This window comes from Synechococcus sp. 1G10 (genome assembly GCF_002252625.1).
GTDB lineage: Bacteria > Cyanobacteriota > Cyanobacteriia > PCC-6307 > Cyanobiaceae > Regnicoccus_A.
On record NZ_NQKW01000009.1, the window covers coordinates 114,969 to 140,801 of the forward strand.

General features: G+C 67.2%; 24 protein-coding genes and 1 pseudogene. 15 read left to right on the plus strand and 10 right to left on the minus strand.

All coding sequences use genetic code 11. The features are described from left to right. Nucleotides 1–127: 127 nt before the first annotated feature. The 4 genes from CJZ82_RS10200 to CJZ82_RS10215 all read right to left on the minus strand — a co-directional run bounded on the left by CJZ82_RS10200 (nt 128) and on the right by CJZ82_RS10215 (nt 4,029). Nucleotides 128–682, minus strand: coding sequence for a hypothetical protein (locus CJZ82_RS10200; protein ID WP_094555661.1), 555 nt, complete (start codon nt 680–682; stop codon nt 128–130). Between the two features lie 475 nt (nt 683–1,157). After that, nucleotides 1,158–1,916 (minus strand): peptide-methionine (S)-S-oxide reductase MsrA, encoded by a 759-nt coding sequence (gene msrA / locus CJZ82_RS10205; RefSeq protein ID WP_094555662.1) that lies wholly within the window; start codon nt 1,914–1,916, stop codon nt 1,158–1,160. A gap of 24 nt (nt 1,917–1,940) precedes the next feature. Beyond that, nucleotides 1,941–2,204, minus strand: a complete 264-nt coding sequence (locus CJZ82_RS10210; protein ID WP_094555663.1) for a hypothetical protein — start codon at nt 2,202–2,204, stop codon at nt 1,941–1,943. A gap of 73 nt (nt 2,205–2,277) precedes the next feature. After that, the gene (locus tag CJZ82_RS10215; RefSeq protein WP_094555664.1) at nt 2,278–4,029 is read right to left on the minus strand and encodes an ABC transporter ATP-binding protein; all 1,752 of its coding nucleotides are present in this window, start codon (nt 4,027–4,029) and stop codon (nt 2,278–2,280) included. Nucleotides 4,030–4,067: 38 nt separating this feature from the next. On the opposite strand from CJZ82_RS10215, the gene CJZ82_RS10220 reads away from it, so the two are divergent. The 9 genes from CJZ82_RS10220 (at nt 4,068) to CJZ82_RS10260 (ending at nt 15,129) form a co-directional block, all read left to right on the plus strand. Then, the gene (locus CJZ82_RS10220) at nt 4,068–4,397 is read left to right on the plus strand and encodes a DUF3288 family protein (RefSeq protein ID WP_094555665.1); all 330 of its coding nucleotides are present in this window, start codon (nt 4,068–4,070) and stop codon (nt 4,395–4,397) included. A 180-nt stretch (nt 4,398–4,577) separates the two neighbouring features. Further along, nucleotides 4,578–5,624, plus strand: a complete 1,047-nt coding sequence (gene trpD / locus CJZ82_RS10225) for an anthranilate phosphoribosyltransferase (protein ID WP_094555666.1) — start codon at nt 4,578–4,580, stop codon at nt 5,622–5,624. 14 nt (nt 5,625–5,638) lie between these two features. Continuing rightward, nucleotides 5,639–6,853, plus strand: coding sequence for a glutamine-hydrolyzing carbamoyl-phosphate synthase small subunit (carA, locus tag CJZ82_RS10230; RefSeq protein ID WP_233130184.1), 1,215 nt, complete (start codon nt 5,639–5,641; stop codon nt 6,851–6,853). Nucleotides 6,854–6,946: 93 nt separating this feature from the next. Continuing rightward, the gene (locus CJZ82_RS10235; RefSeq protein ID WP_094555667.1) at nt 6,947–7,297 is read left to right on the plus strand and encodes an STAS domain-containing protein; all 351 of its coding nucleotides are present in this window, start codon (nt 6,947–6,949) and stop codon (nt 7,295–7,297) included. A gap of 19 nt (nt 7,298–7,316) precedes the next feature. Continuing rightward, entirely contained in the window at nt 7,317–7,739 is a 423-nt protein-coding gene (locus CJZ82_RS10240; RefSeq protein ID WP_094555701.1) for a ribonuclease III domain-containing protein, read from the plus strand. Beyond that, complete coding sequence (rlmB, locus tag CJZ82_RS10245; RefSeq protein WP_233130185.1) at nt 7,736–9,706, plus strand: 23S rRNA (guanosine(2251)-2'-O)-methyltransferase RlmB; 1,971 nt, start codon at nt 7,736–7,738, stop codon at nt 9,704–9,706. Before CJZ82_RS10240 ends, rlmB begins: the two co-directional genes overlap by 4 nt. Before the next feature lie 82 nt (nt 9,707–9,788). Beyond that, the gene (locus CJZ82_RS10250) at nt 9,789–10,037 is read left to right on the plus strand and encodes a DUF1816 domain-containing protein (RefSeq protein WP_094555668.1); all 249 of its coding nucleotides are present in this window, start codon (nt 9,789–9,791) and stop codon (nt 10,035–10,037) included. A 29-nt stretch (nt 10,038–10,066) separates the two neighbouring features. Beyond that, nucleotides 10,067–11,527, plus strand: coding sequence for an Asp-tRNA(Asn)/Glu-tRNA(Gln) amidotransferase subunit GatA (gene gatA, locus CJZ82_RS10255; protein WP_094555669.1), 1,461 nt, complete (start codon nt 10,067–10,069; stop codon nt 11,525–11,527). 77 nt (nt 11,528–11,604) lie between these two features. Beyond that, entirely contained in the window at nt 11,605–15,129 is a 3,525-nt protein-coding gene (locus CJZ82_RS10260; RefSeq protein WP_094555670.1) for a DNA polymerase III subunit alpha, read from the plus strand. 4 nt (nt 15,130–15,133) lie between these two features. Here CJZ82_RS10260 and CJZ82_RS10265 read toward each other — a convergent pair whose 3' ends face one another. From CJZ82_RS10265 to ruvA, 3 genes are all read right to left on the minus strand, one after another. Further along, entirely contained in the window at nt 15,134–15,586 is a 453-nt protein-coding gene (locus CJZ82_RS10265; protein ID WP_094555671.1) for a PAM68 family protein, read from the minus strand. Between the two features lie 8 nt (nt 15,587–15,594). Beyond that, complete coding sequence (rpsO, locus tag CJZ82_RS10270; protein ID WP_094555672.1) at nt 15,595–15,864, minus strand: 30S ribosomal protein S15; 270 nt, start codon at nt 15,862–15,864, stop codon at nt 15,595–15,597. Nucleotides 15,865–15,928: 64 nt separating this feature from the next. Beyond that, on the minus strand, nt 15,929–16,594 hold the full coding sequence (gene ruvA, locus CJZ82_RS10275) for a Holliday junction branch migration protein RuvA (protein WP_094555673.1): 666 nt from the start codon (nt 16,592–16,594) through the stop codon (nt 15,929–15,931). Between the two features lie 23 nt (nt 16,595–16,617). Between ruvA and CJZ82_RS10280 the strand changes: the two genes are divergently transcribed. Beyond that, on the plus strand, nt 16,618–17,118 hold the full coding sequence (locus tag CJZ82_RS10280; protein ID WP_094555674.1) for a hypothetical protein: 501 nt from the start codon (nt 16,618–16,620) through the stop codon (nt 17,116–17,118). A 3-nt stretch (nt 17,119–17,121) separates the two neighbouring features. Here the strand turns inward: CJZ82_RS10280 and CJZ82_RS10285 are convergent, their stop codons facing one another. Beyond that, on the minus strand, nt 17,122–18,189 hold the full coding sequence (locus CJZ82_RS10285; RefSeq protein ID WP_369820045.1) for a DMT family transporter: 1,068 nt from the start codon (nt 18,187–18,189) through the stop codon (nt 17,122–17,124). Between CJZ82_RS10285 and dnaG the strand changes: the two genes are divergently transcribed. The 5 genes from dnaG to CJZ82_RS10310 all read left to right on the plus strand — a co-directional run bounded on the left by dnaG (nt 18,119) and on the right by CJZ82_RS10310 (nt 23,773). Beyond that, nucleotides 18,119–20,191, plus strand: a complete 2,073-nt coding sequence (dnaG, locus tag CJZ82_RS10290) for a DNA primase (RefSeq protein ID WP_094555676.1) — start codon at nt 18,119–18,121, stop codon at nt 20,189–20,191. The two genes, CJZ82_RS10285 and dnaG, sit on opposite strands and share 71 nt — an antisense overlap. Before the next feature lie 30 nt (nt 20,192–20,221). Continuing rightward, the gene (locus CJZ82_RS10295; RefSeq protein ID WP_094555677.1) at nt 20,222–20,962 is read left to right on the plus strand and encodes a hypothetical protein; all 741 of its coding nucleotides are present in this window, start codon (nt 20,222–20,224) and stop codon (nt 20,960–20,962) included. A 3-nt stretch (nt 20,963–20,965) separates the two neighbouring features. Then, the gene (locus CJZ82_RS10300) at nt 20,966–21,259 is read left to right on the plus strand and encodes a hypothetical protein (protein ID WP_094555678.1); all 294 of its coding nucleotides are present in this window, start codon (nt 20,966–20,968) and stop codon (nt 21,257–21,259) included. A gap of 178 nt (nt 21,260–21,437) precedes the next feature. After that, nucleotides 21,438–22,046, plus strand: a complete 609-nt coding sequence (locus tag CJZ82_RS10305) for a hypothetical protein (RefSeq protein ID WP_198949728.1) — start codon at nt 21,438–21,440, stop codon at nt 22,044–22,046. 167 nt (nt 22,047–22,213) lie between these two features. Beyond that, entirely contained in the window at nt 22,214–23,773 is a 1,560-nt protein-coding gene (locus CJZ82_RS10310) for a glutamate synthase-related protein (protein WP_094555702.1), read from the plus strand. Here CJZ82_RS10310 and CJZ82_RS10315 read toward each other — a convergent pair. Beyond that, nucleotides 23,730–25,178, minus strand: coding sequence for a DUF1254 domain-containing protein (locus CJZ82_RS10315; RefSeq protein WP_233130186.1), 1,449 nt, complete (start codon nt 25,176–25,178; stop codon nt 23,730–23,732). The genes CJZ82_RS10310 and CJZ82_RS10315 overlap by 44 nt on opposite strands. Nucleotides 25,179–25,393: 215 nt before the next feature. Continuing rightward, nucleotides 25,394–25,833 (minus strand): annotated as a pseudogene (locus tag CJZ82_RS18990) (hypothetical protein); the annotation flags it as partial.

Genomic DNA, 25,833 nt, shown 5'->3' on the forward strand with positions numbered 1-25,833 from the left:
TGCAGCTGGTGATCAGTGACGCACACACAGCCCTCAAGAAGGCGATCGCCCGCTGCTGCCAGGGTGGATCAACTGAAGCAGCAGCGGGGCTATGGATGTCAGGTCAGGCTATGGACCTGATGGCTTCTCATTCTACTTTCTTGAACACACCACTGGAATTGTAGGTGCAAACGAAGGACTGAGTGTAGTTGGTGGAAGCATCGTACTGCCCGTACACCGTGTAGGTGCCATTGGACTGGCGGACGGGCGCGTTGGTTGTGATGTAGCGAGGACTCTGCTTGAACTTCTCAGCCGCCATACCGGTGCAATACCGTGCCATGTCCTCCACATTCACACTCTCCCTGGCGGTACCGCCACTGTTCCCGCTGGAGCGCTTGTCGCTGGTCATCGTGACGCCGTCGAATTCACGATGCTGGTTGAACTCGCAGTAGAAAAACAGAGCCCGATCGCCATCCGAAGGGGTCTGCCCGTAGACGCGGTAGTTGTTGTTCGTGCGCTCCACCGGAAGGGTGCTGATGTCGCGAGGGCTCACGCTGTACTTGGAGGCCGCTTCGCCCTGACAGAACCTCATCATGTTGGAGACATCGATGTTGGGGCGGCTCTCCTTGGCCTGCAACGGCACAGCAAGGCCGGAGGTGCTCAGGAGAACGGCAGAGGCAAGCAGGATGGCCGGAGAACGCATGACGCTTGATTGTTGAAGGCAGATTCTGAGGTACCACCTCCCAGCTGGGCTCTTTCCGGTATGCCAGTTCAGGCCATCCTTGTCAGCATCAACTCACAGGAGGCAGGCCCCCTGTCTGGATGACCGGGTGTGAGCCCGATGGTGGATCCCAGGCACGGCGAGCGGCCGCAATCACGATGCGAGTTGACTGCCTGCAGTCCCGGATGGATACCGCCGATCTCACTGCCCGCCATGAAGGTCTTCGGTCGTGCCGCCACGGATGCTGCAGTCCTTCTCCGTCCTTGTGTCTGTCGCCGCCGACGCGGCTTTGGCGGCACTCCATCACGGAGGGCCGTCTTTCCCATGAGCCCAGGAGTTCCCGGTAGGGTTCCGCGGCTGGCCGGAATCGGCTCCCGCTCCATGTAGCGCGCCTGGCCACAGTCCCCTGCTGCCATCGCCCCGCAGCAACGCTGGGGCCCTGCGTCGCCGATTGGCTTCAGAGCGTGATGGGACCGCCGGGGCTGCGCAGGACGCAATGGGGCTGGCTCCAGTCGTAGTGCTCCCAGACCGAGGCCGGGAGCTTGAAGTCGGCGCCGGGGAAGGCAGTGAGGCGAATGCCGCTGGGGCGTGCGGAGCAGTAAGGGCGGCAGCCGGGGCGGGCCAGGTACTGCTGGTGGTGGGTTTCGGCGAAGTAGAAGGGCTTGCCGGCCAGCAGTTCGGTGGTGATCGCCGGGAAGCCGGCGGCGCTGAGCTGCTGCTGGTAGTGATCGCGGCTGGCGTGGGCCAGCTCGGCCTGGGCCTCGGTGCTGGTCACGATCGCGGAGCGGTACTGGCTGCCGCTGTCGTTCCCCTGGGCCATGCCCTGGGTGGGGTCGTGGCATTCCCAGAACAGCTTGAGCAGATCGGCGAAGCCCACCTGATCGGTGTCCCACACCACCCGCACCGCTTCAGTGTGGCCGGTGCGGCCGGAGCAGACCTCCTCGTAGGTGGGATTGGGGGTGTGACCGCCGCAGTAACCCACGGCGGTGGTGATCACCCCGGGCAGTCGCCAGAAACCCTTCTCCGCTCCCCAGAAGCAACCGCAGCCGAACAAGGCCTCCTCCTGGCCGGGCTGGAGCGGCGCCTGCAGGGGGCTGCCCAGGACCACATGCGTGCCTGCCGTGGGGATCGGGGTGTCGCGCCCCGGCAGGGCCTCATCAGCCGAAACGATCCGGCCTTTGGCCGCGCCGAGGGCCTGGTTGAAGAGTCCGAACATGACTGCTGGTTCAAGGCTCAGACCCTAAGCAACACGGTCCGGGGCCGGAGAAGGATCGAGGGCGATGTGGTTGAGCAGGGTGGTGGTGAAGGCGAAGAGCAGGAATGGCAGCGAGAGCACCAGGATCACCCCCACCCCCACGAGGGCGAAGATCGGCTTGCTGGAGCCCATCAGAGCCAGCCCCGCCGCCAGACTCACGAAAATCACCAGCATCCAGACCAGCACCTGGCCGTAGATGTCGCCGAAGGTGAGCGTGCAGCGCAGGTTGTAGCCCTTGGGGTTCTCCATCGTCCTCGCAGGATCTGCCTCAGCTAAGCCCCTCCCCGCGGGCTTGTCTGTGCTGTTCAACAACTCGTGCGAATCAGGCCACCTGCTGCAGCCGTTCCTCTGCCTGCTGCCGCTCCCACAGGCGCCGGTAGGTGCCGGGGATCGCCACCAGCTCCTGGTGATGGCCCTGCTGCACCAGACGGCCGTCCTCCATCACCAGCACACGGTCACAGGCGGCGGCGGCGGAGAGCTGATGGCTGATCATCAGAATTGTGCGCCCCTTTTCGGCACGGATCGAATCAAGAATCGCTGCGGCCGTGTTGTTATCGACGCTGGCCAGGGCGTCGTCAAGCACCAGCAGGGGAGCTGAGACCAGCAGGGCCCGGCCAAGAGCCGCCCGCTGGCGTTGACCGCCGCTGAGGGTGATGCCCCGCTCCCCCACCAGGGTCTGGTAGCCATCGGGGAAGCCGCGGATGTCACCGGCGAGGCGGGCCTGCTTGGCCGCCGCCTCCACCCGCGCGTCGTCGGCGTCCGGGTCGCCGTAGCGCAGGTTATCGGCCAGGGTGGCGGTGAACAGATAGCCCTCCTGGGGCACCAGGGCCACCTGGCGGCGGAGGTCATCGAGGCTGAGAGCCGTGACATCGACCCCATCGAGGAACAGCTGCCCCTCGGGCACCTCCACCATCCGCCCCAGGGCCCGGGCCAGGGTGGTCTTGCCGCACCCCACCGGGCCCACCAGCGCCACCAGTTCTCCTGGCCGCAACTGGAAACTCACCTCCTTGAGGGCATCGCGCTGGGCGCCGTCGTAGCGCACGCTCAACCCCCGGGCCTCCACCGCTCCGCGCGCGACCCGGGCCGGCGCCTGGGGCACGGGCGGCGAAACCACCCGCGGCTGCCGCGCCAGCAGCTCCTCCACCCGCTCCAGGCTCACCTGGCCGGTCTGGAAGGTGTTGAGAGTGAAGCCCAGCAGGGCGGTGGGGAACACCAGCCGCTCCACGAACAGGATCAGGGCCACCAGATTGCCGATGCTGAGCCGGCCGCTCTCGAGCTGGCCGCTGCCCAGGGCCAGCAACAGCAGCAGGCTGATCGAGGAAATGCCCTCCAGCAGCGGGAAGAGCGTGCTGCGGGTCCGGGCCAGGGACAGCGCCGCATCGCGGTAGAGGTCGTTGCGGCGGGAGAAGGCCCCCTGCTCATGGTTCTCCTGTCCGTAGATCTTGATGGCGCTGATGCCGGAGAGATCTTCCTGGATCAGGTCGCTGAGGCTGCCGAGTGCCTCCTGCTGGCGCCTCTGCTGACGCATCATCCGCCCGCCGAACAGGCGCACCACCATCAGCATCACCGGATAGAGCCCAACTGCCGCGAGGGTGAGCAAAGGGTCGATCGCCAGCATCGCCGGCAGGGTGAGGGCATAGGCCAGAGCGGTGTTGGAGAGGCTGAGCACGGCGAAACCCAGCAGCCGGCGCACGTTCTCCACATCGCTGGTGGCGCGGCTGATCACTTCTCCGCTGCCGGTGGCCTGCACCCAGCCAGGCTCCTGGCGCAGCATGTGATCGAACAGGCGCTGGCGCAGGTCGGCCTCCACCTGCCGTCCGACGCCGAAGACGAGCATGCGCGAGGTCTGGCGGGCGGCCGCCATCACGGTGGCGAGCAGCACGATCAGCCCCGCCTGACGCAGGACCGTCGAGGCGGCGAAACCGTCATGGAGGTCGTCGATGACGCCTCTCACCAGCAGCGGAATACTGACGCTCAGCAGGTTCACCACCAACAGGGCGGCGACACCTAAGTAGACCTCGCGCCGATGGGGGCGGAGGTAGCGCCAGATCAGGCCCAGACGTATGGCGGCCATGATGCGGAGCAGATGGACCCAACCTAAGGATTCGCCCCATGGCCCCGTCCGACGGCTCCGCCGCCCACTCCCAGGCCCATCCCCTCTATGCCACCGACAGGGAGCTGGTGGACGGCCTGCTGGCGGCCCAGCAACCCAGCGACGGCCAGCTGACGGAACTGGCCAGGCTGCTCAACCGATACGACGGCTTCCCCGGCGCCGATGACCTGCAGGAGGATCTCGGCAAGACCCTGCGCCTCTGGGGCCTGAGCCTGGAGGAGCTGCATCAGCGCACCCGCGCCATCTGGGCACAGGGCTACCGCCCCGGAGCTGTTGTGGGTGCCGAGGCGGTGGGCAGTGGCTTCGACACCGCCTCGACCGAGGGGTAACGAACCGAGGAGTAACGAACGGTGAGCAAGGGCACGGTCGGTGCCTTGGCTGGCCGAAGCGGAGCGTCGCAGGGGGAGATAGTGGAGATTCCCCATCACCCGGCCCGGCGTGCCTCGCACCCGGGCTTTTTTCTGACCGCGCCTCCCTTACCGCGCCTCAACTACCTCCCTCTCACACCGATGGCTGCTCCCTCCCCCTGGCCCACCCTGCTGGAGCAGCTGCTGCAGGGCCAGGCGCTCTCGGAGCCGCAGGCAACGGCCTTGATGCAGGGCTGGTTGTCGGGGGGCCTGGAGCCCGAACTCACCGGTGCCCTGCTGGCGGCCCTGCGCTGCAAGGGGCTGAGCGGCGAGGAACTGGCGGCGATGGCACGGGTGCTGCGGGAGGCATCCTGCCTGCCCGGTGAGCGCCCGCCCCTGAAGCTGGTCGACACCTGCGGCACCGGCGGCGACGGGGCCGACACCTTCAACATCTCCACGGCCGTGGCGTTCGTGGCGGCTGCCTGTGGCGCGACGGTGGCCAAGCACGGCAACCGCAGCGCCAGCGGCAAGGTGGGCTCGGCCGATGTGCTCGAAGCGATCGGCCTCAACCTCAAAGCTGATCTCAATACGGTTGTGGCCGCCCTGCCCAGCAGCGGGGTCACCTTCCTGTTTGCCCCGGGCTGGCATCCGGCGCTGGTGGAACTTGCCCCCGTGCGTCGGCGCCTGGGGGTGCGCACCGTCTTCAACCTGCTCGGCCCGCTGGTGAATCCCATGCGGCCGGAAGCGCAGGTGCTGGGGGTGGCCAAAGCGGAGTTGCTGGAGCCGATGGCCGATGCCCTCGCGCGGCTGGGGCTGGAGCGAGCGGTGGTGGTGCACGGCCATGGCGGCCTGGATGAGGCCTCCCTGGCGGGGGTCAATCAGCTGCGGCTGGTGGAGGGGGGCACGGTGCGTGCCCTGGAGGTCGACCCCCAGGAGCTGGGCCTGGAGCTGGCCCCCCTCTCGGCACTGGCCGGCGGAGATCTCGAGACCAACCGCCGCATCCTCGAAGCCGTGCTGCGCGGAGAGGGCAGCGCCCCCCAACGCGAGGTGGTGGCCCTGAACACGGCCCTGGTGCTCTGGGCCGCCGGGCTGGCCGACTCGGTGCCAGAGGGGCTGGAGCAGGCCCTCGTGGCCCTCAGCGGCGAGGCCCCCTGGCAACGGCTCGAGCAGCTCAAAGCGGCCCTGCAGGAGCCACCTTCAGACAGCTGAGCGCCGCCTGGGAGATGATCGATTCACCTGAGCATTCCCCCTTGAGCGCTGCAGCCCCGGCATCGGCCAGCACCACCGACCCTGCCAGCGCCAGCCCGACTGCCAACGAGGCCGTGCTGGTGCTTGCCGATGGCACCCTGCTGCGGGGCACGGCCTTCGGGGCGCGGGGCACCGCCATCGGTGAAGTGGTGTTCAACACCGGCATGACGGGCTATCAGGAGGTGATGACCGATCCCAGCTACTCCGGTCAGCTGGTGACTTTCACCTACCCGGAACTGGGCAACACCGGCGTCAACCCGGAGGATCAGGAGGCCGACGCCCCTCACGTGCGCGGCGTGATCGCCCGCCAGCTGGCGCCCACCCCCAGCAGCTGGCGCAGCCGGGGCGACCTACCCAGCTGGCTGGCCTCCCACGGGGTGGTGGGCATCGCCGGGGTGGACACCCGCGCCCTGGTGCGCCACCTGCGCGAGCGGGGCGCCATGAACGGCGTGATCTGCAGCGATGGCACCACCCCCCGCGAGCTGCTGGAGCTGGTGCGGCGCAGCCCCTCGATGGAGGGACTCAACCTGGCTGCGCAGGTGAGCACCCCCAGCGCCTACCCCTGGCAGCAGCTGTGCGCCACCGGTTTCGATCAGCGCCTGCAACCCTCGCCGGAGAAGCCGTATCAGGTGGTGGCGATCGATTTCGGCATCAAGCGCGCCATCCTCGAGCGGCTCACGGCCCATGGCTGCGCGGTCACGGTGCTTCCAGCCAGCGCCAGCCTCTCCGACGTGCTGGCGCTGGAGCCGGAGGGGGTGTTCCTCTCCAATGGCCCGGGCGATCCGGCGGCAGTGGCGGAAGGCATCGCCCTGGCCAAGGGGCTGCTCGGGCACGCCGATCTGCCGGTGTTCGGCATCTGCCTGGGCCACCAGATTCTGGGCCTGGCGCTGGGCGGCAGCACCTTCAAGCTCGCCTATGGCCACCGCGGCCTGAACCATCCCTGTGGCGGTGAGGGCCTGGTGGAGATCACCAGCCAGAACCACGGCTTCGCGCTCGAGCCCAGCTCCCTGCCCCAGGACCTGGTGGAGATCACCCACCACAACCTCAACGACCGCACCGTGGCGGCCCTGCGCCATCGCCATCAGCCGGTATTCGGGGTGCAGTACCATCCCGAGGCCAGCCCCGGCCCCCACGACGCGGATCACCACTTCGGCCGGTTCGTGCGCCTGATGGCCGAGCGGCGCAACTGAACTCAGGGTCCAGGTGTTGCAGCTCCCATCACTGCTTACACTTCGTGCCTCTTGATTCCCGCGAGGGCTGGAACGATTTCTGAACTGCAACGGTTGACCGTATCCCTGCGGGGCGGCTTCGAGCGACGGGAGACTTGTCTGCTGTTCAGCTTCACCGGCCAGCTCGACGCCTACTCCGACAAGCAGTTCCGCGAGTTCATCACCGAACACCGCGGCAGCGATCAGCGGGCGGTGCTGCTGGATCTCACCCACATCGATTTCATCGATTCCTCCGGGCTGGGGGTGCTGGTCCAACTGGCCAAGCAATGCGCCGATGCCAAGGTCGCCTTTGTGATGGTGGGCAATGCCCGGGTGATCCAGACGGTGAAACTGGTGCGGTTGGAGCAGTTCCTGCACCTCCAACCCGACCTGGAGACGGCCCTGGCCGCCCTTGCCAAACCCTGACCCCGACGGCCGGGCCTGGCTGCGCCAGATCCAACCTGACCCCCGGCATCGGCATCAGCCCGAGCGCCTCGGTGCCCTCCAGCTCGCCTGGCTGGGGGACGCGGTGTGGGAGCTCCACCAGCGCCTGCGCCACTGCCACCAGGCAGGGCGCCCCGATGAGCTGCACCAGGCAGTGGTTGCCCAGGTGCGGGCCCAGGCCCAGGCCCGCGCACTGGAGCGGCTGGAGCCGCTGCTGGATGAACGGGAGCGGGAACTGGTGCGCCGCGGCCGCAACCGTGCCGGCCGCGGCCCTCGCGGCGGTGATCCGGCCAGCTACGGCCGGGCCACGGGATTTGAGACAATGGTGGGCTGGCTCTTTTTGCGGAATCCCGAGCGGCTTGCCCAGCTTCTGGATCATCTGGACGAGACCGACCTTTCTGACCCTTTGCCGAGCGACCCATGAGCCAACGTTTTGAGGGCCGCAGGCCAAAGGGTGCCAGCTCCGGTGATCGCCCTTCCGGCGGAGCCAGGGGAGGTAAACCCTCCCGCTTCGGCAGTCCCCGCCCCGAATGGCGCGGCAGCGGCGGCAGCGGCACCGGTGGAGGCTCCGGCGGCAGCTCCGAGCGCGACAGCCGTGACGGGCGTGCCGGTCGGCCCCAGGACAGCCGTGGCGGCTACCGGCCGGACGCCCCCCGGCGTGAGAGTTTCCAGCGCCCCCAGGGGGAGGCCCGCCCGGCGGGCCGTCCCACCCGCGTGATCGGCACCCGCCCCGCGTCACGGCGCTTCGACGACCAGCGCCCGGGAGCGGGACGGCGGCCTGAGGGACGCTACGAAGGCAAACCCGAGCGCCGCCCATCGCCCTCGGGCCGCTCCGAAGGGCGCCCTGAGGGCCGCCCTGAGGGTCGTCCAGCGACCCGTCCTGAAGGCCGTCGCCCCAGCTTCGGAGCTCCGCGCTTCAGCCGACCCGATGGGGACAGGCCCCGCTTTCAGCCGGGGCGCCCCCCCGCCCGCACGCCCCGTTTCAGCGAACCGGAGGCGCCAGGACCCGAGAGCAGCGGCAGCTCCGAGCGGTTCGGAGCCGAGCCGGCCGACGACCTGATCTGGGGCCGCCACTCGACCCAGGCCGCCCTGGAGGGTGACCGTCCGATCCACCGCATCTGGTGTACCCCGGAGCTGCGCTTCGCTCCGCGCTTCCTGCAACTGCTGCGCGATGCCAAGGCCAGTGGCGTGCTGGTGGAGGAAGTCACCTGGGCACGCCTGGGACAGATCAGCGGCGGCGCCGTCCACCAGGGAATCGTGCTGCAGGCCGCGGCGGCGGAAACCCTGGATCTGGCCAGCCTGATCGAAGGCTGCAGCGGCATCGGTGAAGCGCCGCTGCTGATGGCGGTGGACGGCCTCACCGATCCCCACAACCTGGGAGCGATCGTGCGCAGCGCCGAGGCCCTTGGCGCCCATGGCCTGGTGCTGCCCCAGCGACGCAACGCGGGTCTCACCGGCTCGGTGGCCAAGGTGGCGGCCGGCGCCCTCGAGCACCTGCCCGTGGCCCGGGTGGTGAATCTCAACCGCTCGATCGAGCAGCTCAAGGACGCGGGTTACCGCGTGGTGGGCCTGGCCGAGGAAGGCAATGTGAGCCTGATCGAAGCTGATCTCGATGGCCCCCTGGTGGTGGTCACCGGCTCGGAGGCCGATGGCCTCTCGATGCTCACCCGCAAACATTGCGACCAGCTGATCCGCATCCCCCTGCGTGGTGCCACCCCCAGCCTGAACGCCTCGGTGGCCACCGCGCTGCTGCTCTACGAAATCGCCCGACGGGGCTGGATGAAGAACATCAGCGGCAACGCCCCGGCTCCGCGGCTGGTGCGGCCCCAGGTGCCCACCACCGCAGCCGCCAGCAACAGCAGCCCAGCCCTGGAAACCGCACAGGAGCCGGATGCCGCCCTGAGCGACAGCGAATCAGGCACGACAACCACAACCGATGCCTCGATCGAACCAGCACCAGAGACCACAAGCCCAGATCCGGAAGCAAAAGCTCAGATCGATCCAACCCCCCAAGCCGACACTCCGTTTGAGCCAACCCCAGAAGCCAACGCTTCTTTTGAGCCAACACCAGAGGCCCACGACTCGTTCAATCCAGCTCCGGATGCGAGCAGCGTGGGCGAAATCGAGGCTGTCGTCGAGGACGTGATCGATCAGGAGATTCATGCGAACACACAACGAGTGATCCAGGAGGCAAATGAGGACGTGGTCCGGGAGGGGATCGATGACGTGATCCAGGACGTAACCGAGGACGTGATCCAAGACGAGAGTCCGGAGGTTGCTGCAGAGGAACCCGCTCCTGAGCTGGACCTGCGGGTGTCCCTCCCGGAAGAGATCGAGCTGGGTTTCACACCCGCCACCGGCTCGCCGTTCCAGGGGGACATCCGCCTGTGATGCATCGGCCCCTGACTGCGCCGGATTCGATACGGGGGCGGGGCCCTTCGATCGGCACAATGGTGCGGTTCGCCACGGTTCGATGAACCCCTTGATTCGGCTGCTCAGAGGCATGGCCAACGGTCTTGGGGTGGCCTGGTGGGCACGGGTGGAAACCCAGGCGCCGCATGTCGTCTACTGGTTCGGGCCGTTCGTGCGCCGGGAGGATCTGGAGGCAAAGCTTCCTGTTTTTCTCGGCGATGTGAGCAATGAGCAACCGGGCTCGATGGAGCACGAACTGCTGCAGGTCCGCCGCGGCGAACCCCTCACCGAAGACCTGGACCCTGGCTGATAGCGTCGCTCGATGCAAGGCAAGGGCTGATGGGGATCGCCGAGTGGCGTGGGCAACTGGAGCGCGGCGAGATGTCGGCCCGGGAGCTCACCGACCAGCATCTGGCCCGGATCGAGGCCGTCGACGCAGAGCTGCATTCCTTCCTGGAAGTGACCGCGGAGCGGGCCCGCGCCGATGCTGACCGCATCGATGCAGCCCGGGCGGCTGGCGACACCCTGCCGCCCCTGGCCGGCGTCCCCCTGGCGATCAAGGACAACCTCTGCACCAAGGGCATCCGCACCACCTGCTCCAGCCGGATGCTGGAGCACTTCGTGCCCCCCTATGAGTCCACCGTGACCGAGCGGCTCTGGCAGGCCGGCGGAATCCTGATCGGCAAGACCAACCTCGACGAGTTCGCCATGGGCAGCTCGACGGAAACCTCCGCCTTCGGGCCCAGCCGCAACCCCTGGAACCCTGAGCGGGTGCCGGGCGGCAGTTCCGGTGGCAGCGCCGCCGCCGTGGCCGCCGGCGAATGCGTCGCCTCCCTGGGCTCCGACACCGGCGGCTCGATCCGTCAGCCGGCCGCCTTCTGCGGTGTGGTGGGCCTCAAACCCACCTACGGCCGGGTGAGCCGCTGGGGCCTGGTGGCCTTCGCCAGCTCCCTGGATCAGGTGGGGCCATTCAGCACCAGCGTGGCCGATGCCGCCGAGCTGCTTCAGGTGATCGCCGGTGAGGACCGCCGTGATGGCACCTGCCTCAAGGCCCCGGTTCCCGACTACCGCGCTGCCCTGCAGAAGCCTGTGAAGGGCCTGCGGGTGGGGCTGGTGAAGGAATGCTTCGAGGCCGATGGTCTCGATCCCCAGGTGAAGGCCTCGGTGCTGGCGGCCGCCGCCCAGCTGGAGGCCCTCGGCTGCGAGCTGGTGGAGGTGAGCTGCCCCCGCTTCAACGACGGGATCGCCACGTACTACGTGATCGCCCCATCGGAGGCATCGGCCAACCTGGCCCGCTACGACGGCGTGAAATACGGCTACCGCTCCGAGCAGGCCGGCAGCCTGGCGGAGATGACGGCCCGCAGCCGCGCCGAGGGCTTCGGTGATGAGGTGCAGCGCCGCATCCTGATCGGCACCTATGCCCTCTCTGCCGGCTATGTGGATGCCTACTACAAGAAAGCCCAGCAGGTGCGCACCCTGATCCGGCGCGACTTCGACGCCGCCTTCACCAAGGTGGACGTGCTGCTCACGCCCACCTCCCCCACCACCGCCTTCCGCTTCGGTGCCCACGCCGAGGATCCCCTGGCGATGTACCTGGCCGATCTGCTGACGATCCCGGCGAACATGGCCGGCCTGCCGGCCATCAATGTGCCCTGCGGCTTCGACGACAGCGGCCTGCCGATCGGCCTGCAGCTGATCACCGGCGTGCTCGAGGAGCCCCTCCTGCTGCAGGTGGCCCACAACTACGAGCAGGCAGCCAGGGTGATGGAGAAGCGGCCGGTTGCGGCCCTGGTGCCCTGAGCCAGCGGCCAGCTGACACCACATCTGGTGGCCGGTAACGTGGCATCACCCCGTGGTGGCGTCTGACGCCTGAGCCTTTGGCCTTCGTCCCCCTCCACAACCACAGCGATTACAGCCTTCTCGACGGCGCCAGCCAGCTGCCGCAGATGGTGAAGCGGGCCGTGGCGCTGGGCATGCCGGCCCTGGCCCTCACCGATCACGGCGTGATGTATGGCGCGATCGAGCTGCTGAAGCTCTGCACCGCTGCCGGCATCAAGCCGATCATCGGCAACGAGATGTACGTGATCAACGGCACGATCGACGATCCGTGGGTCAAGGGCGAACGCCGATATCACCTGGTGGTGCTCGCCAAGAACGACACCGGCTACCGCAATCTGGTGAAGCTCACCAGCCTCAGCCACCTGCGCGGCATGCGCGGGCGCGGCATCTTCTCGCGGGCCTGCATCGACAAGCAGCTGCTGGAGCAGCACCGCGAGGGACTGATCCTTGCCACTGCCTGCCTGGGCGGTGAGATTCCCCAGGCGATCCTGCGGGGCCGCCCCGATGTGGCCCGCGACGTGGCCCGCTGGTATCAGGAGCGTTTCGGCGCCGACTTCTACCTGGAGATCCAGGACCACGGCTCACCGGAAGACCGGATCGTGAATGTGGAGCTGGTGCGGATCGCCCAAGAGCTGGGCATCGAGCTGATCGCCACCAACGATGCCCACTACCTCAGCAGCGCCGATGTGGAGGCCCATGACGCCCTGCTCTGCGTGCTCACCGGCAAGCTCGTGACCGACGAGAAACGGCTGCGCTACACCGGCACCGAGTACATCAAGAGCGAGGCGGAGATGGGCCGCCTGTTCGCCGATCACCTCGAGCCGGAGGTGGTGGCCGCAGCGATCGCCAACACCGCGTCGGTGGCCGAGAAGGTGGAGGCCTACGACATCCTCGGCCGCCAGCAGATGCCCCGCTTCCCCATCCCGGACGGGCACACGGCCGTGAGCTATCTGGCGGAGGTGTCGGAGGCTGGGCTGCGCCAGCGGCTGCACCTTGGCAGCAGTGATCCGATCGATCCGCTCTATGGCGAGCGGCTGGCCTTCGAGCTGCAGGTGATGGAGCAGATGGGCTTCCCCACCTACTTCCTGGTGGTGTGGGACTACATCCGCTTCGCCCGTGAGCAGGGCATTCCGGTGGGGCCTGGCCGGGGCTCGGCTGCCGGCTCCCTGGTGGCCTACGCGCTCGGCATCACCGCCCTCGATCCGGTGGAGCACGGGCTGCTGTTCGAGCGCTTCCTCAATCCGGAACGCAAGTCGATGCCTGACATCGACACCGACTTCTGCATCGAACGCCGCGGCGAGGTGATCGAGTACGTCACCCAGCGCTACGGCGAGGACAAGGTGGCGCAGATCATCACCTTCAACCGGATGACCTCCAAGGCGGTGCTCAAGGATGTGGCCCGCGTGCTGGACATCCCCTACGGCGATGCCGACCGCCTGGCCAAGCTGATTCCCGTCGTGCGGGGCAAGCCCGCCAAGCTGGCGGAGATGATCGGCCCCGATTCGCCGGCAGCTGAATTCCGAGAGAAATACGAGAATGATGAGCAGGTGCGCCGCTGGGTCGACATGGCCCGCCGCATCGAGGGCACCAACAAGACCTTCGGTGTGCATGCCGCCGGTGTGGTGATTGCGGCTGAACCGCTGGATTCACTGGTGCCGTTGCAGCGCAACAACGACGGCCAGGTGATCACCCAGTACTTCATGGAGGACGTGGAGGCGATGGGGCTGCTGAAGATGGACTTCCTCGGCCTCAAGAACCTCACGATGATCGACAAGACCGTGGATCTGGTGGAGCAGGGAAGCGGTGAACGCATCGACCCCGATACATTGCCGGCCAACGATCCAGGCACCTATGAGTTGCTGGCCCGCGGTGATCTCGAGGGCATCTTTCAGCTGGAATCAAGCGGCATGCGCCAGATCGTGCGCGACCTCAAACCCTCGTCGCTGGAGGACATCTCCTCGATTCTGGCGCTCTACCGGCCAGGTCCGCTCGATGCCGGGCTGATCCCGAAATTCATCAACCGCAAGCATGGCCGCGAAGCGATCGACTTCGCCTGCCCGGCCCTCGAGCCGATCCTGAAGGAAACCTACGGGATCATGGTGTATCAGGAACAGATCATGCGCATCGCGCAGGATCTGGCCGGCTATTCGCTTGGAGAAGCGGATCTGCTGCGGCGGGCAATGGGCAAGAAGAAGGTGTCGGAGATGCAGAAGCATCGCCACCAGTTCGTGGAAGGTGCCACGGCGCGGGGTGTGAATGCCACGGTGGCTGAAGCACTGTTTGAGCAGATGGTGCTGTTCGCCGAATACTGCTTCAACAAGAGCCACTCCACCGCCTACGGCGCGGTGACGTATCAAACGGCCTACCTCAAGGCTCATTACCCGGTGGCGTACATGGCCGCGCTGCTGACGGTGAATGCCAGCAGTACGGAGAAGGTGCAGCGCTATATCGCCAATTGCCAGGCGATGGGCATCGAGGTGATGCCCCCTGATCTCAATGCCTCCGGCATTGATTTCACCCCGAAAGGAGAGAAGATTCTCTTCGGACTATCAGCAGTGCGCAACCTCGGTGACGGCGCCATCCGCCAGCTGCTGGAGGCCCGCGTCCAGGACGGTGCCTTCGCCTCCCTGGCCGATCTCTGTGACCGGATCCCCACCACGCTGATGAACCGGCGGGCCCTGGAGTCGCTGATCCACTGCGGTGCCCTTGATGGGCTGGAGCCCAATGCCAACCGCGCCCAGCTGATGGCCGACCTCGATCTGGTGCTCGACTGGGCCAGCTCCCGTGCCAGAGACCGGCTCAACGGCCAGGGCAACCTCTTCGATCTCTTCGCCGCCCCCGCCGAAACCGCCGGATCTACCACTGCCGTTCAGAGCACCGCCCCGAAGGCGGCTCCGGTGGCCGACTATCCGCCCAAGGAAAAGCTGCGCCTGGAGAAGGAACTGGTGGGCTTCTACCTCTCGGATCACCCCCTGCGGCAACTGGCCCGCCCAATCCAGATGCTCTCGCCGATCAGCCTGGGGCGGCTGGAGGAGCAGGCCGACAAGGCCAGGGTGAGTGTGGTGGCCATGCTGCCGGAGGTGCGCCAGGTGACCACGCGCAAGGGCGATCGGATGGCCGTGCTTCAGCTCGAAGACCTCAGCGGCAGCGCTGAGTGCGTGGTGTTCCCCAAGGCCTTCGCCCGCCTCAGTGACCACCTGATGGTGGATGCCAGGCTGATGATCTGGGGATCGGTGGACCGGCGCGACGACCGGGTGCAGCTGATCCTGGATGATTGCCGCGCCATCGACGATCTCGATGTGCTGCTGGTGGAGCTGATGGCGGATCAGGCCAGCGACATCACGGTGCAGCACCGCCTGCGCGAATGCCTGGTGCGGCATCGGCCGGAGCAGGAGGAAGCCGGGGTGCGGGTGCCGGTGGTGGCCAAGGTGCGGCTCCACGATGAGGCCCGCTACGTGCGCCTCGGCCACCAGTTCTGCGTGCGCGATGGGGCCGCCGCCCTGACCACTCTCACCGAGGCAGACTTCACCGCCAGGCTGCACTCGGCGCTGCAGAACGCTTGAAGCGTCAGGCGCCGCTGCCGCCCTGACGGATCGCCTTGATCGAGGCCTTCATGCGGGCGATGTTGACGCCGATCTGCTCGGTGCCGAGCAGGCTGCCTGGCGCCGTCTCCCAGCTGGCGGAGAGCACGCCGTAGGTAAGACCGAGCACGCCCAACAGAAACAGGCCCCCGGAACTGGCCAGGGTGACCACGGGTGGAACATCGAAGATGCCGCGGCTCACCAGCAGATAGCTGCCGATGAACACGCCCATACCCATGACGGAAGGAACCCCGGTGGCCACACCGATACGGCGGGCCATGCGGTTGGCCACCTCCCTTGGAATGACCTGAGATCCGCTGGGCTTGGAGCCGGGCTTTGGCTTGGCGCTGGCCTTCGGCTTGTCTTTTGCTTTGGCTTTGGCGCCAGCCTTGGGCGAATGCTCAGGCTCGAATGCCAGGGGCTTGCGCTTGGCCGCCATGGCTGTGATCAGCCCCGGATGCCGAGCTTGGCGATCAGCTGGCCGTAGCGCTCCTCGCTCTCGGCGCGCAGGTAACCGAGCAACCGCTTGCGGCGACCGATCATCTTCAGCAGCCCCTGGCGGGAGGAGAAGTCGTGCTTGTTCTTCTGCAGGTGGCCGGTGAGCTGGGTCACCCGCTCGCTCAGCATCGCCACCTGAACCTCGACCGAACCAGTGTCGGTGCCGTGGGTCTGGTGGGAATTGATCAGTTCCTGCTTCTTGGTGGTATCGAGCGGCATGCCGGCGTCGGGCCCTGACGGTGCAAACAGATAACCTAACGCCTCGGGGTGCTGGCCTCCAAGCTCAGACCACCTCACGGGAGAGCCAGCGCAGGCAGGCACTCAGCCAGGCCTCGGCATCGAGGCTCGGCTCAAGGCCCTCGCTGCCAATGGCACGCAAGGCCCGGCTGATCTCCAGGGGCTCGTAGCCCAGGGCGGTGAGGGTGAGCTGCAGCTCCTCACGGGTGGAGGCGGCCGGGCCTGGATCGCCGCTGGAGCCGTCAGCCGAGCCATCGAGGCTGTCGTCGTCGAAGCCGCTGGCGGCCGCACCGAAACTTTCCGCCAACTTGCCGCGCAGCTCCACGGCCAGCCGCTCTGCCGTGCGCTTGCCCACCCCAGGCGCCCGGCAGAGGAGGCGCAGGTCGGCCTGCACGATCGCCCGCACCAGCTCCTCGCAGGGCATGGTCCCGAGCAGTGCCAGGGCCATCTGCGGGCCCACACCGCTCACAGCCACCAGCAGGCGGAACAGATCCCGCTCATGGCGGGCCCCGAAGCCGAACAGGGTCCAGCCGTCCTCACGGATCGACTGGTGCGTGTAGATGCACAGCGGGCTGCCCGCCGGGGGCAGCAGCTCCCAGTGGCGACGGGTGAGTTGCACTTCGTAGCCCACACCGGCGCAGGCCAGCAGCAGCCCGCAACGGTTGCCCTGCTGCCATGGCTCTGCCACATGGCCTTGCAGCCAGCCGATCATGGAGCTCACTACTGATCCAACCCATGCTGCCCGGTCCGCCAACCCCCGCCAGCCGGTCTGCGGCCATCAGCCGGCCGCAACCTCCCTGGCAGCGCCCCCTGCTCTCCATGCTGCTGGTGGTTTCGATCGGGCTGGGCCTGCTGGGCCTGGGCGGCTGCCAGGCGGCGGGCCAACCGCCCCGGGCCTTGCTGTTGCAGGCTCTGGGCCTGCAGATCGAGCTCACCCAGCAGGCGATCGCCGAGGCCCTCGATCTGGAGAGCAGCGCTGGACGGCCCCAGGTGAGCCGGGTGCGCGTCGATCGGCAGGAGGCGATTCCGATCGGCCTGGGCAAGGGCCTGCACCTCACCGGTCAGTTCGACTGGCGGCTGGCGGAGGACCCCTACCGGGTGGACAGCCCCTTCGAGCTGTACCTGCTGCGGGGAGAGAGGGGCGAGAGCTGGCGGCTGGCCCGCCCGATCGATACCGCCGACGACAGCATCAGCCAGGAGTGGCTGGTGGATCCACTGCCGCTGAAGGGCAGCTGATTGTTATCGGCTGGGTCTGGGGCCTGCAACAGCCGGGGCAACGCCGGCCCGCAGGCTCAAGAGCGTGGCCAGCAGCACCAGCAACGCCGACAATCCGGCCCGTGCCGGTACGGCCTCCCCGAACCACCACACACCCCACAGCGCCGCCAGCGGCACCTGCACGTAGCTGATCGCCGTGGCCCGGGCGGCCGCCATTCCCATCAAGCCGTAGGTGAGGGCGATCTGCCCCAGCTGGGTGAAGACCCCCACCCCCAGCAACCAGCCGAACTCAGCGGCCGTGGGGGCCACCGGCTGCAGCAGCACCAGCGGCAGGCTGAGCGGCAGGGCCATCAGCGGGAAATAGAACACCACCACCAGGGGATGTTCGCTGCTGCGCAGGGCGCGCACACTCACGTAGGCCAGGGCCGAGAGCAGGGCACCGGCGAGGGCGAACAGCAGCGGCAGGGCCGGCAGGCCAGCGCCTGCTCCAGCGCTGGCCGCCGCGCCAGCCGCCGCGCCGAGGCCTCCTGGAGCGGCCAGCACTGCCACCCCGAGAAAGCCGATCAGCACAGCGCCCCAGACCCGCCAGCCCGGCCTCTCGGCCAGCAGCGGCCAGGCCAGCAGGGCCGTGAAGGTGGGGTGGAGGTACTGCAGCACCGTGGCCACCGCCAGCGGCAGACCGATCAGGGCCAGATAGACGCAGTAGAGACCGGCGGTACCGAGGATGCCGCGCCCCACCAGCAATCCCCGCCGTTGACCCCAGGGATTGAGACCGGCACGCCGCAGCATCCACCAGCTGATCAGCAGGCTCACCACCGAGCGGGCCAGCACGACCTCCGCCACCGGCAGGCGGCCGCCCAGGGCCTTGACGCACACACCCATCAGGCTGAATGCCAGGGCGCTGGCGACCATCCACAGGCCCGCCCGCCAGGCCGGGGGCTGCGCCTGATCGGACTTGCACCACTTCTGGTGTGGTGCGGCAGAATGGCGGCCAAAGCGACCCCAGCGGTAGCGCCAGCCCTTGAGCCAGTCCCAGCCCCACGCGCGCCTCCATCCCCGCACGATCGAAGCGGTGAAGGAGCGCGCTGACATCGTTGATGTGGTGGGCGAGCACGTGGTGCTCAAGAAGAAGGGGCGGGAGTTCGTGGGGATCTGCCCCTTCCACGACGACAAATCGCCGTCGATGACGGTGTCACCCGCCAAGCAGTTCTACTACTGCTTCTCATGCGGAGCCGGCGGCAACGCCATCAAGTTCCTGATGGAGCTTCAGCGCACCAGCTTCAGCGAGGTGGTGCTGGATCTGGCGCGGAAGTACCAGCTGCCGGTGGAAACGGTGGATGGGCCCCAGCAGGAGCGGCTGCGCAAGCAGCTCTCCCGCCGAGAGGCGCTGCTGCGCGCCCTGGGCCTGGCGGCGGGTTGGTTCCGCAGCCAGCTGCGCAGCCCCGAAGGCGCCGGCGCCCTGGCCTACCTCACCGCTGAGCGGGGCTTGAGCGAAGGCACGATCGACGCCTTCGACCTGGGCTATGCGCCCGAGCGCTGGGATGGACTGCTCAACCACCTCGGCCAGGTGGAGAACCTGGCGCCGGAGCTGCTGGAGGCGGCCGGGCTGGTAGTGCCGCGCAAAGGCGGAGATGGCTTCTACGACCGCTTTCGTCACCGGGTGATGGTGCCGATCCGCGACCGCCAGGGCCGGGTGATCGGCTTCGGCGGCCGCGGCCTCGATGGCGGCGAACCGAAATACCTCAACTCGCCGGAAACGGAGGTGTTCGAGAAGGGCAAGCACCTGTTCGGCCTGGATCGGGCCAGCAACGCCATCCGCAAGGACGACCGGGCGGTGGTGGTGGAGGGCTACTTCGATGTGATCGCCCTCCATGCCGCCGGCATCACCAATGCGGTGGCGTCGCTGGGAACGGCCCTGAGCAGCCAGCAGATCACCCAGCTGTGCCGCTGCTGCGACAGCCGCCGCCTGGTGCTCAATTTCGACACCGACGGTGCCGGCGTGCGCGCCGCCCAGCGGGCGATCGGCGAGGTGGAGCAGCTGGCGCTGCAGGGCCAGCTGGAGCTGCGGGTGCTGCACCTGCCCGCCGGCAAGGACCCGGATGAGTTCCTGCGGCAGCACGGCGCCGGCGAGTACCGCGCCCTGCTGGATCAGGCGCCCGTCTGGCTCGACTGGCAGATCGAGCAGGCGCTGGAAGGCAAGGATCTGGCCCGCTCCGACCAGTTCCAGCAAGCGGTGGCGTCGCTCGTGGAACTGCTGGGCAAGCTGCCCCAGAGCGCCGTGCGCAGCCACTACCTGCAGCAGGTGGCCGAGCGGCTGAGTGGCGGTCAGGCGCGGCTGGCGCAGAAGCTGGAGGAAGACCTGCGCCAACAGGTGAAGGGCGAGCGCTGGCATGGCAGGGCCAGCCGCTGGGAGCAACCCGGCGAGATCGGCCTGCGTGAGCGCGCCGAGGCGGAGCTGCTGCGGCTTTACCTGCATGCAGGCCGCCACCGGGGCGCGATCCGGAGGGAACTGCGCCAGCGGGAGCTGGAGGATTTCGCCATCGCCCACCACCGCCTGCTCTGGGCGAGCATCAGCGACCTGGAGGAGGACAACCTCGGCGTAGGCCGGCTGGAAGCGATCAACCGGGGCAATGATCCGGGCGACGACCTGGCCGATCTGGATCTGCCGCGGCTGTTGAGCGACCGCCTGCTGGTGGAGGAAAGCGACCTGCTGAACCGGCTCACCCCGCTGCTGGAGCCAAGCGAACTGCAGCGCATGGCCCTGGCTGAACCGCTGCTGCAGCTGCGCGGCACCACGGCCGTGCTGGAGCGGCAGCGCAGCCTCAAGCGCTGCCGCCACCTGCTCGATGCCTGGGGCTCCCAGCGGCTGGAAACGCTGGAGCGTTGCATCGCCCGGCTGCTGGAGGAAAGCGAGGCGGAAGCCAGCGCCGCCGCCGCCCTGAGCATGGAAAGCCGAATCGACCTGATGTTTGCCGAACTGAACGGCGATGCCCTGCGCTTCCAGGAGCTGTACTACAACGAACGTCGCCACATCAGCCACCTCGATCAGCAGCGCTGCGCCGATCCCCTTGCTGCAGCACGGCTGGCCAGCTGATCCGCACCCCAGCCTTCGCCCCGCAACCCCATGGCCCCAGGCAAACTCCGCTTTCGCATCTGCACGGCGGCGGCCCTGGGCAGCGCCGCCGGGCTGCTGACGCTGGCGGTCCCCCTGGGGACCGCATCCGCTCAGCCGAGCGGTCCGGCCCCCCGGATCCGGCAGACCGTGGCTCCGATCACCACGCCGAACCGCGTCCTGGAGGAAGCACTGCGACAGGACCTGTTCCCCGCAGCGGTGGTGGACGAGCAGGGCCATGGTCCCGACTCGGGCACGGCGGAATGGCGACAGGCCGAGATCCATCAGCGCCGCAATGCCTGCCGGGCGGCTGGCCCCTTGCGCTACGCGTACAACCGCATCGACCTGAACGGAGACCGGCAGGATGAGCTGGTGGCCACCGTCATCGGCCGGCACACCTGCGGCACCGGCGGCTGCAACGCCTATGTCTTCCAGAGCGGCCCCCAGGACAGGGGTCTGCGCCTGGTGTCCCGGATGTCGCTGTTCAAGCCGCCCCTGGTGGTGAGCGACCAGCGCCACAACGGCTGGCGTGACCTGATCACCCGGGTCCGCATCGATGCCGGCCACGGCTATTACGCCCGTCTCCCCTTCAACGGCCGCGCCTACCCGAGCAACCCTTCAACACCCCCGGCCGAACCGCTGCGCCGGGCCCTTCCGGGCCTGGCCCTGCTCGACACCGACGATGACTCCAGCCCCAGCCATCCCCTGCCGTGCGACAGGACCACCATCACCGCGCCGCCACGCAGCCTCTGATCCGTGCAACGCCTGGCTGAACTCCTGGTCGGACAACCGGCCCATATTCTGATCGTGGGCCTGGTCCTGCTGGCGGGCTGGTCCCTGCTGCGCTGCTCAGGCGCCATCAGCGGTCGATCGGCCAGCCCTCTGCTCTGGGCCTCCCTGGCCTGGGGGTCGTACGCCGGCTGGGAGGCGCTGGTGCAGATGCGCACGCCTGAGGCCAACATCCGGGTGGATCTGCTGCTGATCTGGCCGCTGCTGGCCGCGCTCACGCTGTTCAGTCTGATCAGGGGCACCATCGGGGCCAGACGCTGAGCAGAGGCGCCAGTCAGCATGGCTCAGTCCTGAGGCGTGTGGTGGGAGTGATTTCTGGTCGCCCAGCGATTCGGTCCGATCAGAGTTTCGCTTTCCCCATTACCTATTGTTCGTTTCAGTCGTCAGACGATCTCCGCAGCCCTCGGTCCTGGTGCGGGCCCAGGGCCGGTGCAAGCTCATGAGCGGTGGCTATGCAGCCTTCAACGGACACTGCAGCTTCAAACACAAGAAGGCCGGAAGCGTCGATGCCTATGTCGTGAAGCTCGATGACGGCACCGAACTCAGTTTCTCGGGTCCCAACGTGCAGGCGCTGAGCGTTCAGACCTACGACGGCATTCGCAACGTCAGTCACAGCATCCAGCCTGACCATGAGGTGTTCAGCTGGAACGACGGCGAACCCCGCAAGCTCTCCGTTCGGCTCGACCGTGTCGAGAACCCCGACGCCCGTTTCGAGGATTCCGCCCAGAAGGCTGATACCGGCTCGCTCCTGGGTGCCGCGGTGGGTGCCCTGATCGGCGGTCTGATCTCCGGCAAGCCGATCACCACCACCGAGCCGGCCCGGGAGGGCGCTCCGGTCTCCGATCTGCAATCCCTGGTGGGCGCCAAGGGGGGCCAGGCGGAAGGAACCCTGACATCGAAGGGGTACACCTACCGCGGCGGCACCAAGCTGGCTGACAGTTCCTTCACTTACTGGCAGCAACCCACCACGAAGAACTGCGTGGCGATTCGCACCACCGACGGCCGCTATCAGTCCATCACCTACACCAAAAAGAGCGACTGCAACTGATCAGCGGCCGGATCAGCTGCTGAGATCAGCCCCCTGTGGCCACCGAGGAGCAGAAAGGTCAGCCGGTGCTGCCGGATCTGGAACCTCGGCCGGGGACCGGTCACAGCAGGGACGGGTATGGGAGGTCCGATCAGAATGGCCCCCATCAGCCCCTGACGAGGCCACGCATGAGCAAACCGATCGTGGCCGCCAACACACCCATTGCCGTCGATCTGAAGAAGGGGGACACCTATCTGTTCTGCACCTGTGGACGATCGAAGGATCAACCGTTCTGCGACGGCTCCCACAAGGGCAGCGGATTTTCACCCCTGCCGTTCACGGCCGACGTTGATGGAGAAGCCTGGCTCTGCCGCTGCAAGCAGACGGGGCAGGCACCCTTCTGTGACGGCAGCCATGCCCAGGTTCCCGACGACCAGGTGGGGCAAAGCTTTTCGCTGACGGATCGACCCGGCCGGGACCGGATGCCCGAACCCCATCCCACCCGGGAGGAACCCACTGTCAGCCTCATCCATGAACTCGCCGAGCATGGGCTCGAGCATGTGGGGCCCCAGGGGCCGATCGCGGCGATGGGGGTTCCCCGCAGCGAGCTGCCCAACTGGGATCAGCTCCAGATTCTGGTGGCCCAGCTGGCCAGGCAGCCGCTGCAGGACGACGTGCCGGTCGCCACGGAGCTGGTGCTGGGTCCGCAGGCGGCCAGGCCCCTTCGGATGCGGATTCCGCTCTTCGTTTCCGATATGAGTTTCGGAGCCATCTCCGAAGAGGCGAAGGTTTCCCTGTCGCGCGGGGCCGAACAGGCTGGAACAGGCATCTGTTCCGGGGAGGGAGGCATGCTTCCCGAGGAGAAGGCGGCCAACAGCCGCTATCTCTACGAGCTCGCCCCTGGTCGATTCGGCTACCGGCCGGAGCTGCTCGAACAGGTCCAGGCGTTTCACTTCAAGTGCGGCCAGGCGGCAAAGACCGGAGCCGGAGGCCACCTACCCGGCATCAAGACCACCGCCCGCATCGCTGAGTTGCGTGGCGTCCCCGTGGGCGAGCCTGTGATCTCTCCGCCAGTGTTCACGGATCTGACCACGGTGGATGACTTTCGGCGATTCGCCGACGGGGTGCGGGAGATCAGCGGGGGGATTCCCGTGGGCTTCAAGATGAGTGCCCAGCACATCGAAGCTGATCTGGACTTCGCCCTCGACGCCGGAGCCGATTACATCATTCTGGACGGACGAGGCGGTGGCACGGGGGCGGCCCCCCTGCTGTTCCGTGATCACATCTCGGTACCCACGATCCCGGCCCTGGCACGGGCACGCCGCCATCTGGATCGCCGTGAGGCCAGCGGCCGCGTGACCCTGATCATCACGGGCGGACTACGGACCCACACGGACTTCATCAAGGCCATGGCCCTGGGCGCCGACGGGATCGCCCTGGCGAATGCCGCGATCCAGGCGATCGGTTGCGTCGGGGCCCGCATCTGTCACACGAACAACTGTCCGGCGGGCATCGCCACCCAGGATGCGGCCCTGCGGCGAAGACTGAACATCGATCATGCCGCCGAGCGTCTGGCCCGTTTTCTCGAGGCCAGCGTGCAACTGATGCAGGTGATGGCCCGTGCCTGCGGCCATGCGGATCTCCACGGCTTCAACAGAAACGATCTGACCAGCTGGCATCACGACCTGGCGAAGCTGGCCGGTATCACCTCTTTACTTCCAGATCGCCCGGTTGCCAGGTCTGATTGAACCAGGGCTCCAGCGGGCCATAGAGCCGCAGGATGAGGTTGAAGCCCCTTCCCGGCATCGTCTGCACCCAGTTGGCCTCCATACCTGCCGGCGCCTTCGGTCCGAACCAGATGGTCGCCCCGCCATCAGCATTCTTCTTCAATCCGGGACTGTTGCTGTCGAGACCCGCCGACTTCTGATCGGTGGGGAGCAGGGAGCGGGTCTGGTTGTCGTAGACCGTGAAGGCCCAGAAGTCTTTCGCCGGAACCGGCCCGGGCAAGGTCACCGAGTAGTTGCGGCCACCGTCGAGGTAGTTACCCTGGGCATCGCGGAAGGACAGCGCATAGGCGGATCCGGTGCCGGGCTTGGCGTCGCTCATGGCGGGTGTGATGCCGGTGGCGAGATAGAAGAACATCGCCTTGGCGTCGAGCAGCCGTTCGGCACCTGAGAGGAACTGGTAGCTGCCGCCCACGAACGGGGTGAGCCATTGACGATCGCTGAAGATCCGGGTTCTCGGATCGCGCGAGGCCCAGGCGTTGGAGCGGGCAAAGGCATTGCCCACCGCCACCGCTTCCGTCAGCGTTTTCTTCCGCCGCGCGTCCGGCGCGAAGGGCTGGCCCTTGCGGATGCCGATGGCCGCGTACAGGCCCACGCTGTCAGGGTCCACCCAGTCGGCGGGCTCGTTCTGCACCACCGCATTCAGCTCCTCGTAGAAGCTGAAGTCGTTGGCGCTGATGGTGTTGAACTTCACGCCCGAGAGGTTGACGAAGGTCGTTTCCGGAGGCTTCGCTGCCTGGGACAAGGGGAACACCGCCGCCTTTGCCTTGACGCTGGCCGTCGCTGCCGCCAGATCACCCTTCTCCACGAACACCCGATAGAAAACAAGCAGCCGGTTGGTGCGCGGCCTCGAGACGTTGAAGCCTGTCGCGGGGATGGCTCCCTTGTAGCCGGGAGGCACAAAGAGATAGTCCCCGCCTGCGCCCTTGTCGGGTCCCGTCAGCCCCACATCGGTCACCCAGCGGAAGTCGGCGTCATCCACGGGGCCGAGGGCACGCGGTGGCACGCGCACAACCATCGGTCCGTCGGTCAGGTTGACGCACAACAGGACATAGATGGTGGTGGTGTTGGGGGTGAGAAACAGCGAGCGGGCGTCCATCAGCTGCTCCGTGATGCCGATGCCGCCGTTGGGCCGCACACCCGCCTGCTCCAGGCCGCGACAGCCGGCATATACCGAGGTGGCCGACATGCCTTTGAGGAAGGCATCGACGCCGCGATTGAAATCGATCTGGTCGTAGACGAGTTGAACGGTTGCCGGATCGGGCGCGCCATCCCTGAAGCGCAGCGTGCCGAAGCGCGTCTCGACCGTGTCAGGGGTGGTGATCCGGGCTGGCACCTCAGGGGAATAAGTCGGGGAAGCAGCGGGCACACGGCCGGGAGTCTGCGCCCTGCCTGCCGATGAAGCGAACGCAACTGCCGCAGCGACGGTGACGCCGAGCAGTCGTCGCTGATGTGTTGTCATGATTCGATGCTTCCTTCAGGCACTCTACAGAACCTGCGATGATTGATGCCGGCCGGTGCTCAACCATGCCTTAAAAGTCAAAACCACAGCCGGTGACTGCTGAGCAGCGAGAACGGTTTCTTCTAGTCCTTGTTGATTCTGGACTTCAGCCTCTCCAGCTCTTGCCTGAGTTCGTCAAGGCTCTGCCTGGAATCGTCGAGCTCAATGCGCCTGCGCTCCTGCTCCTCTCCCTGGTAGTCCCTGAGAGACTTGAACATCAATCCGCCGCCACCGGCAACCATCACCACCATGGTGATCAGGCTCCACAGACTGGTTACTCTGAAGCTGAAAACCAGGCTGTGCAGCACTCCCACTCCAACCGCTGCCGATGATGCCCATACAAGAAACCAGCCGGCCTTTCTGAAGGAATCAGCCAGGAGAAGAGCCACTCCCACTCCAAAGGGAATCCGTACCCGTTCAGAGGGCGGTACGCACGAGCTCTGTAATCCACGCCTGACCGCATACCGCTGAGGGGCCAAGGACGCGGCGGCGTGAGCTGAACAGTTCAGGAATCCGGCAGCAG

Bases quoted from the DNA above. Each gene is read 5' to 3' on its own strand.
- trpD (WP_094555666.1), top strand. From the start codon at position 4,578: ATGGCTGCTCCCTCCCCCTGGCCCACCCTGCTGGAGCAGCTGCTGCAG.
- CJZ82_RS10280 (WP_094555674.1), top strand. From the start codon at position 16,618: ATGCTGCCCGGTCCGCCAACCCCCGCCAGCCGGTCTGCGGCCATCAGC.
- CJZ82_RS10310 (WP_094555702.1), top strand. From the start codon at position 22,214: ATGAGCAAACCGATCGTGGCCGCCAACACACCCATTGCCGTCGATCTG.
- CJZ82_RS10250 (WP_094555668.1), top strand. From the start codon at position 9,789: ATGAACCCCTTGATTCGGCTGCTCAGAGGCATGGCCAACGGTCTTGGG.
- CJZ82_RS10305 (WP_198949728.1), top strand. From the start codon at position 21,438: ATGAGCGGTGGCTATGCAGCCTTCAACGGACACTGCAGCTTCAAACAC.
- rlmB (WP_233130185.1), top strand. From the start codon at position 7,736: ATGAGCCAACGTTTTGAGGGCCGCAGGCCAAAGGGTGCCAGCTCCGGT.
- msrA (WP_094555662.1), bottom strand. From the start codon at position 1,916: ATGTTCGGACTCTTCAACCAGGCCCTCGGCGCGGCCAAAGGCCGGATC.
- gatA (WP_094555669.1), top strand. From the start codon at position 10,067: ATGGGGATCGCCGAGTGGCGTGGGCAACTGGAGCGCGGCGAGATGTCG.
- CJZ82_RS10265 (WP_094555671.1), bottom strand. From the start codon at position 15,586: ATGGCGGCCAAGCGCAAGCCCCTGGCATTCGAGCCTGAGCATTCGCCC.
- ruvA (WP_094555673.1), bottom strand. From the start codon at position 16,594: ATGATCGGCTGGCTGCAAGGCCATGTGGCAGAGCCATGGCAGCAGGGC.
- CJZ82_RS10215 (WP_094555664.1), bottom strand. From the start codon at position 4,029: ATGGCCGCCATACGTCTGGGCCTGATCTGGCGCTACCTCCGCCCCCAT.
- CJZ82_RS10220 (WP_094555665.1), top strand. From the start codon at position 4,068: ATGGCCCCGTCCGACGGCTCCGCCGCCCACTCCCAGGCCCATCCCCTC.
- CJZ82_RS10200 (WP_094555661.1), bottom strand. From the start codon at position 682: ATGCGTTCTCCGGCCATCCTGCTTGCCTCTGCCGTTCTCCTGAGCACC.
- CJZ82_RS10285 (WP_369820045.1), bottom strand. From the start codon at position 18,189: ATGTCAGCGCGCTCCTTCACCGCTTCGATCGTGCGGGGATGGAGGCGC.
- rpsO (WP_094555672.1), bottom strand. From the start codon at position 15,864: ATGCCGCTCGATACCACCAAGAAGCAGGAACTGATCAATTCCCACCAG.
- CJZ82_RS10210 (WP_094555663.1), bottom strand. From the start codon at position 2,204: ATGGAGAACCCCAAGGGCTACAACCTGCGCTGCACGCTCACCTTCGGC.
- carA (WP_233130184.1), top strand. From the start codon at position 5,639: ATGATCGATTCACCTGAGCATTCCCCCTTGAGCGCTGCAGCCCCGGCA.
- CJZ82_RS10295 (WP_094555677.1), top strand. From the start codon at position 20,222: ATGGCCCCAGGCAAACTCCGCTTTCGCATCTGCACGGCGGCGGCCCTG.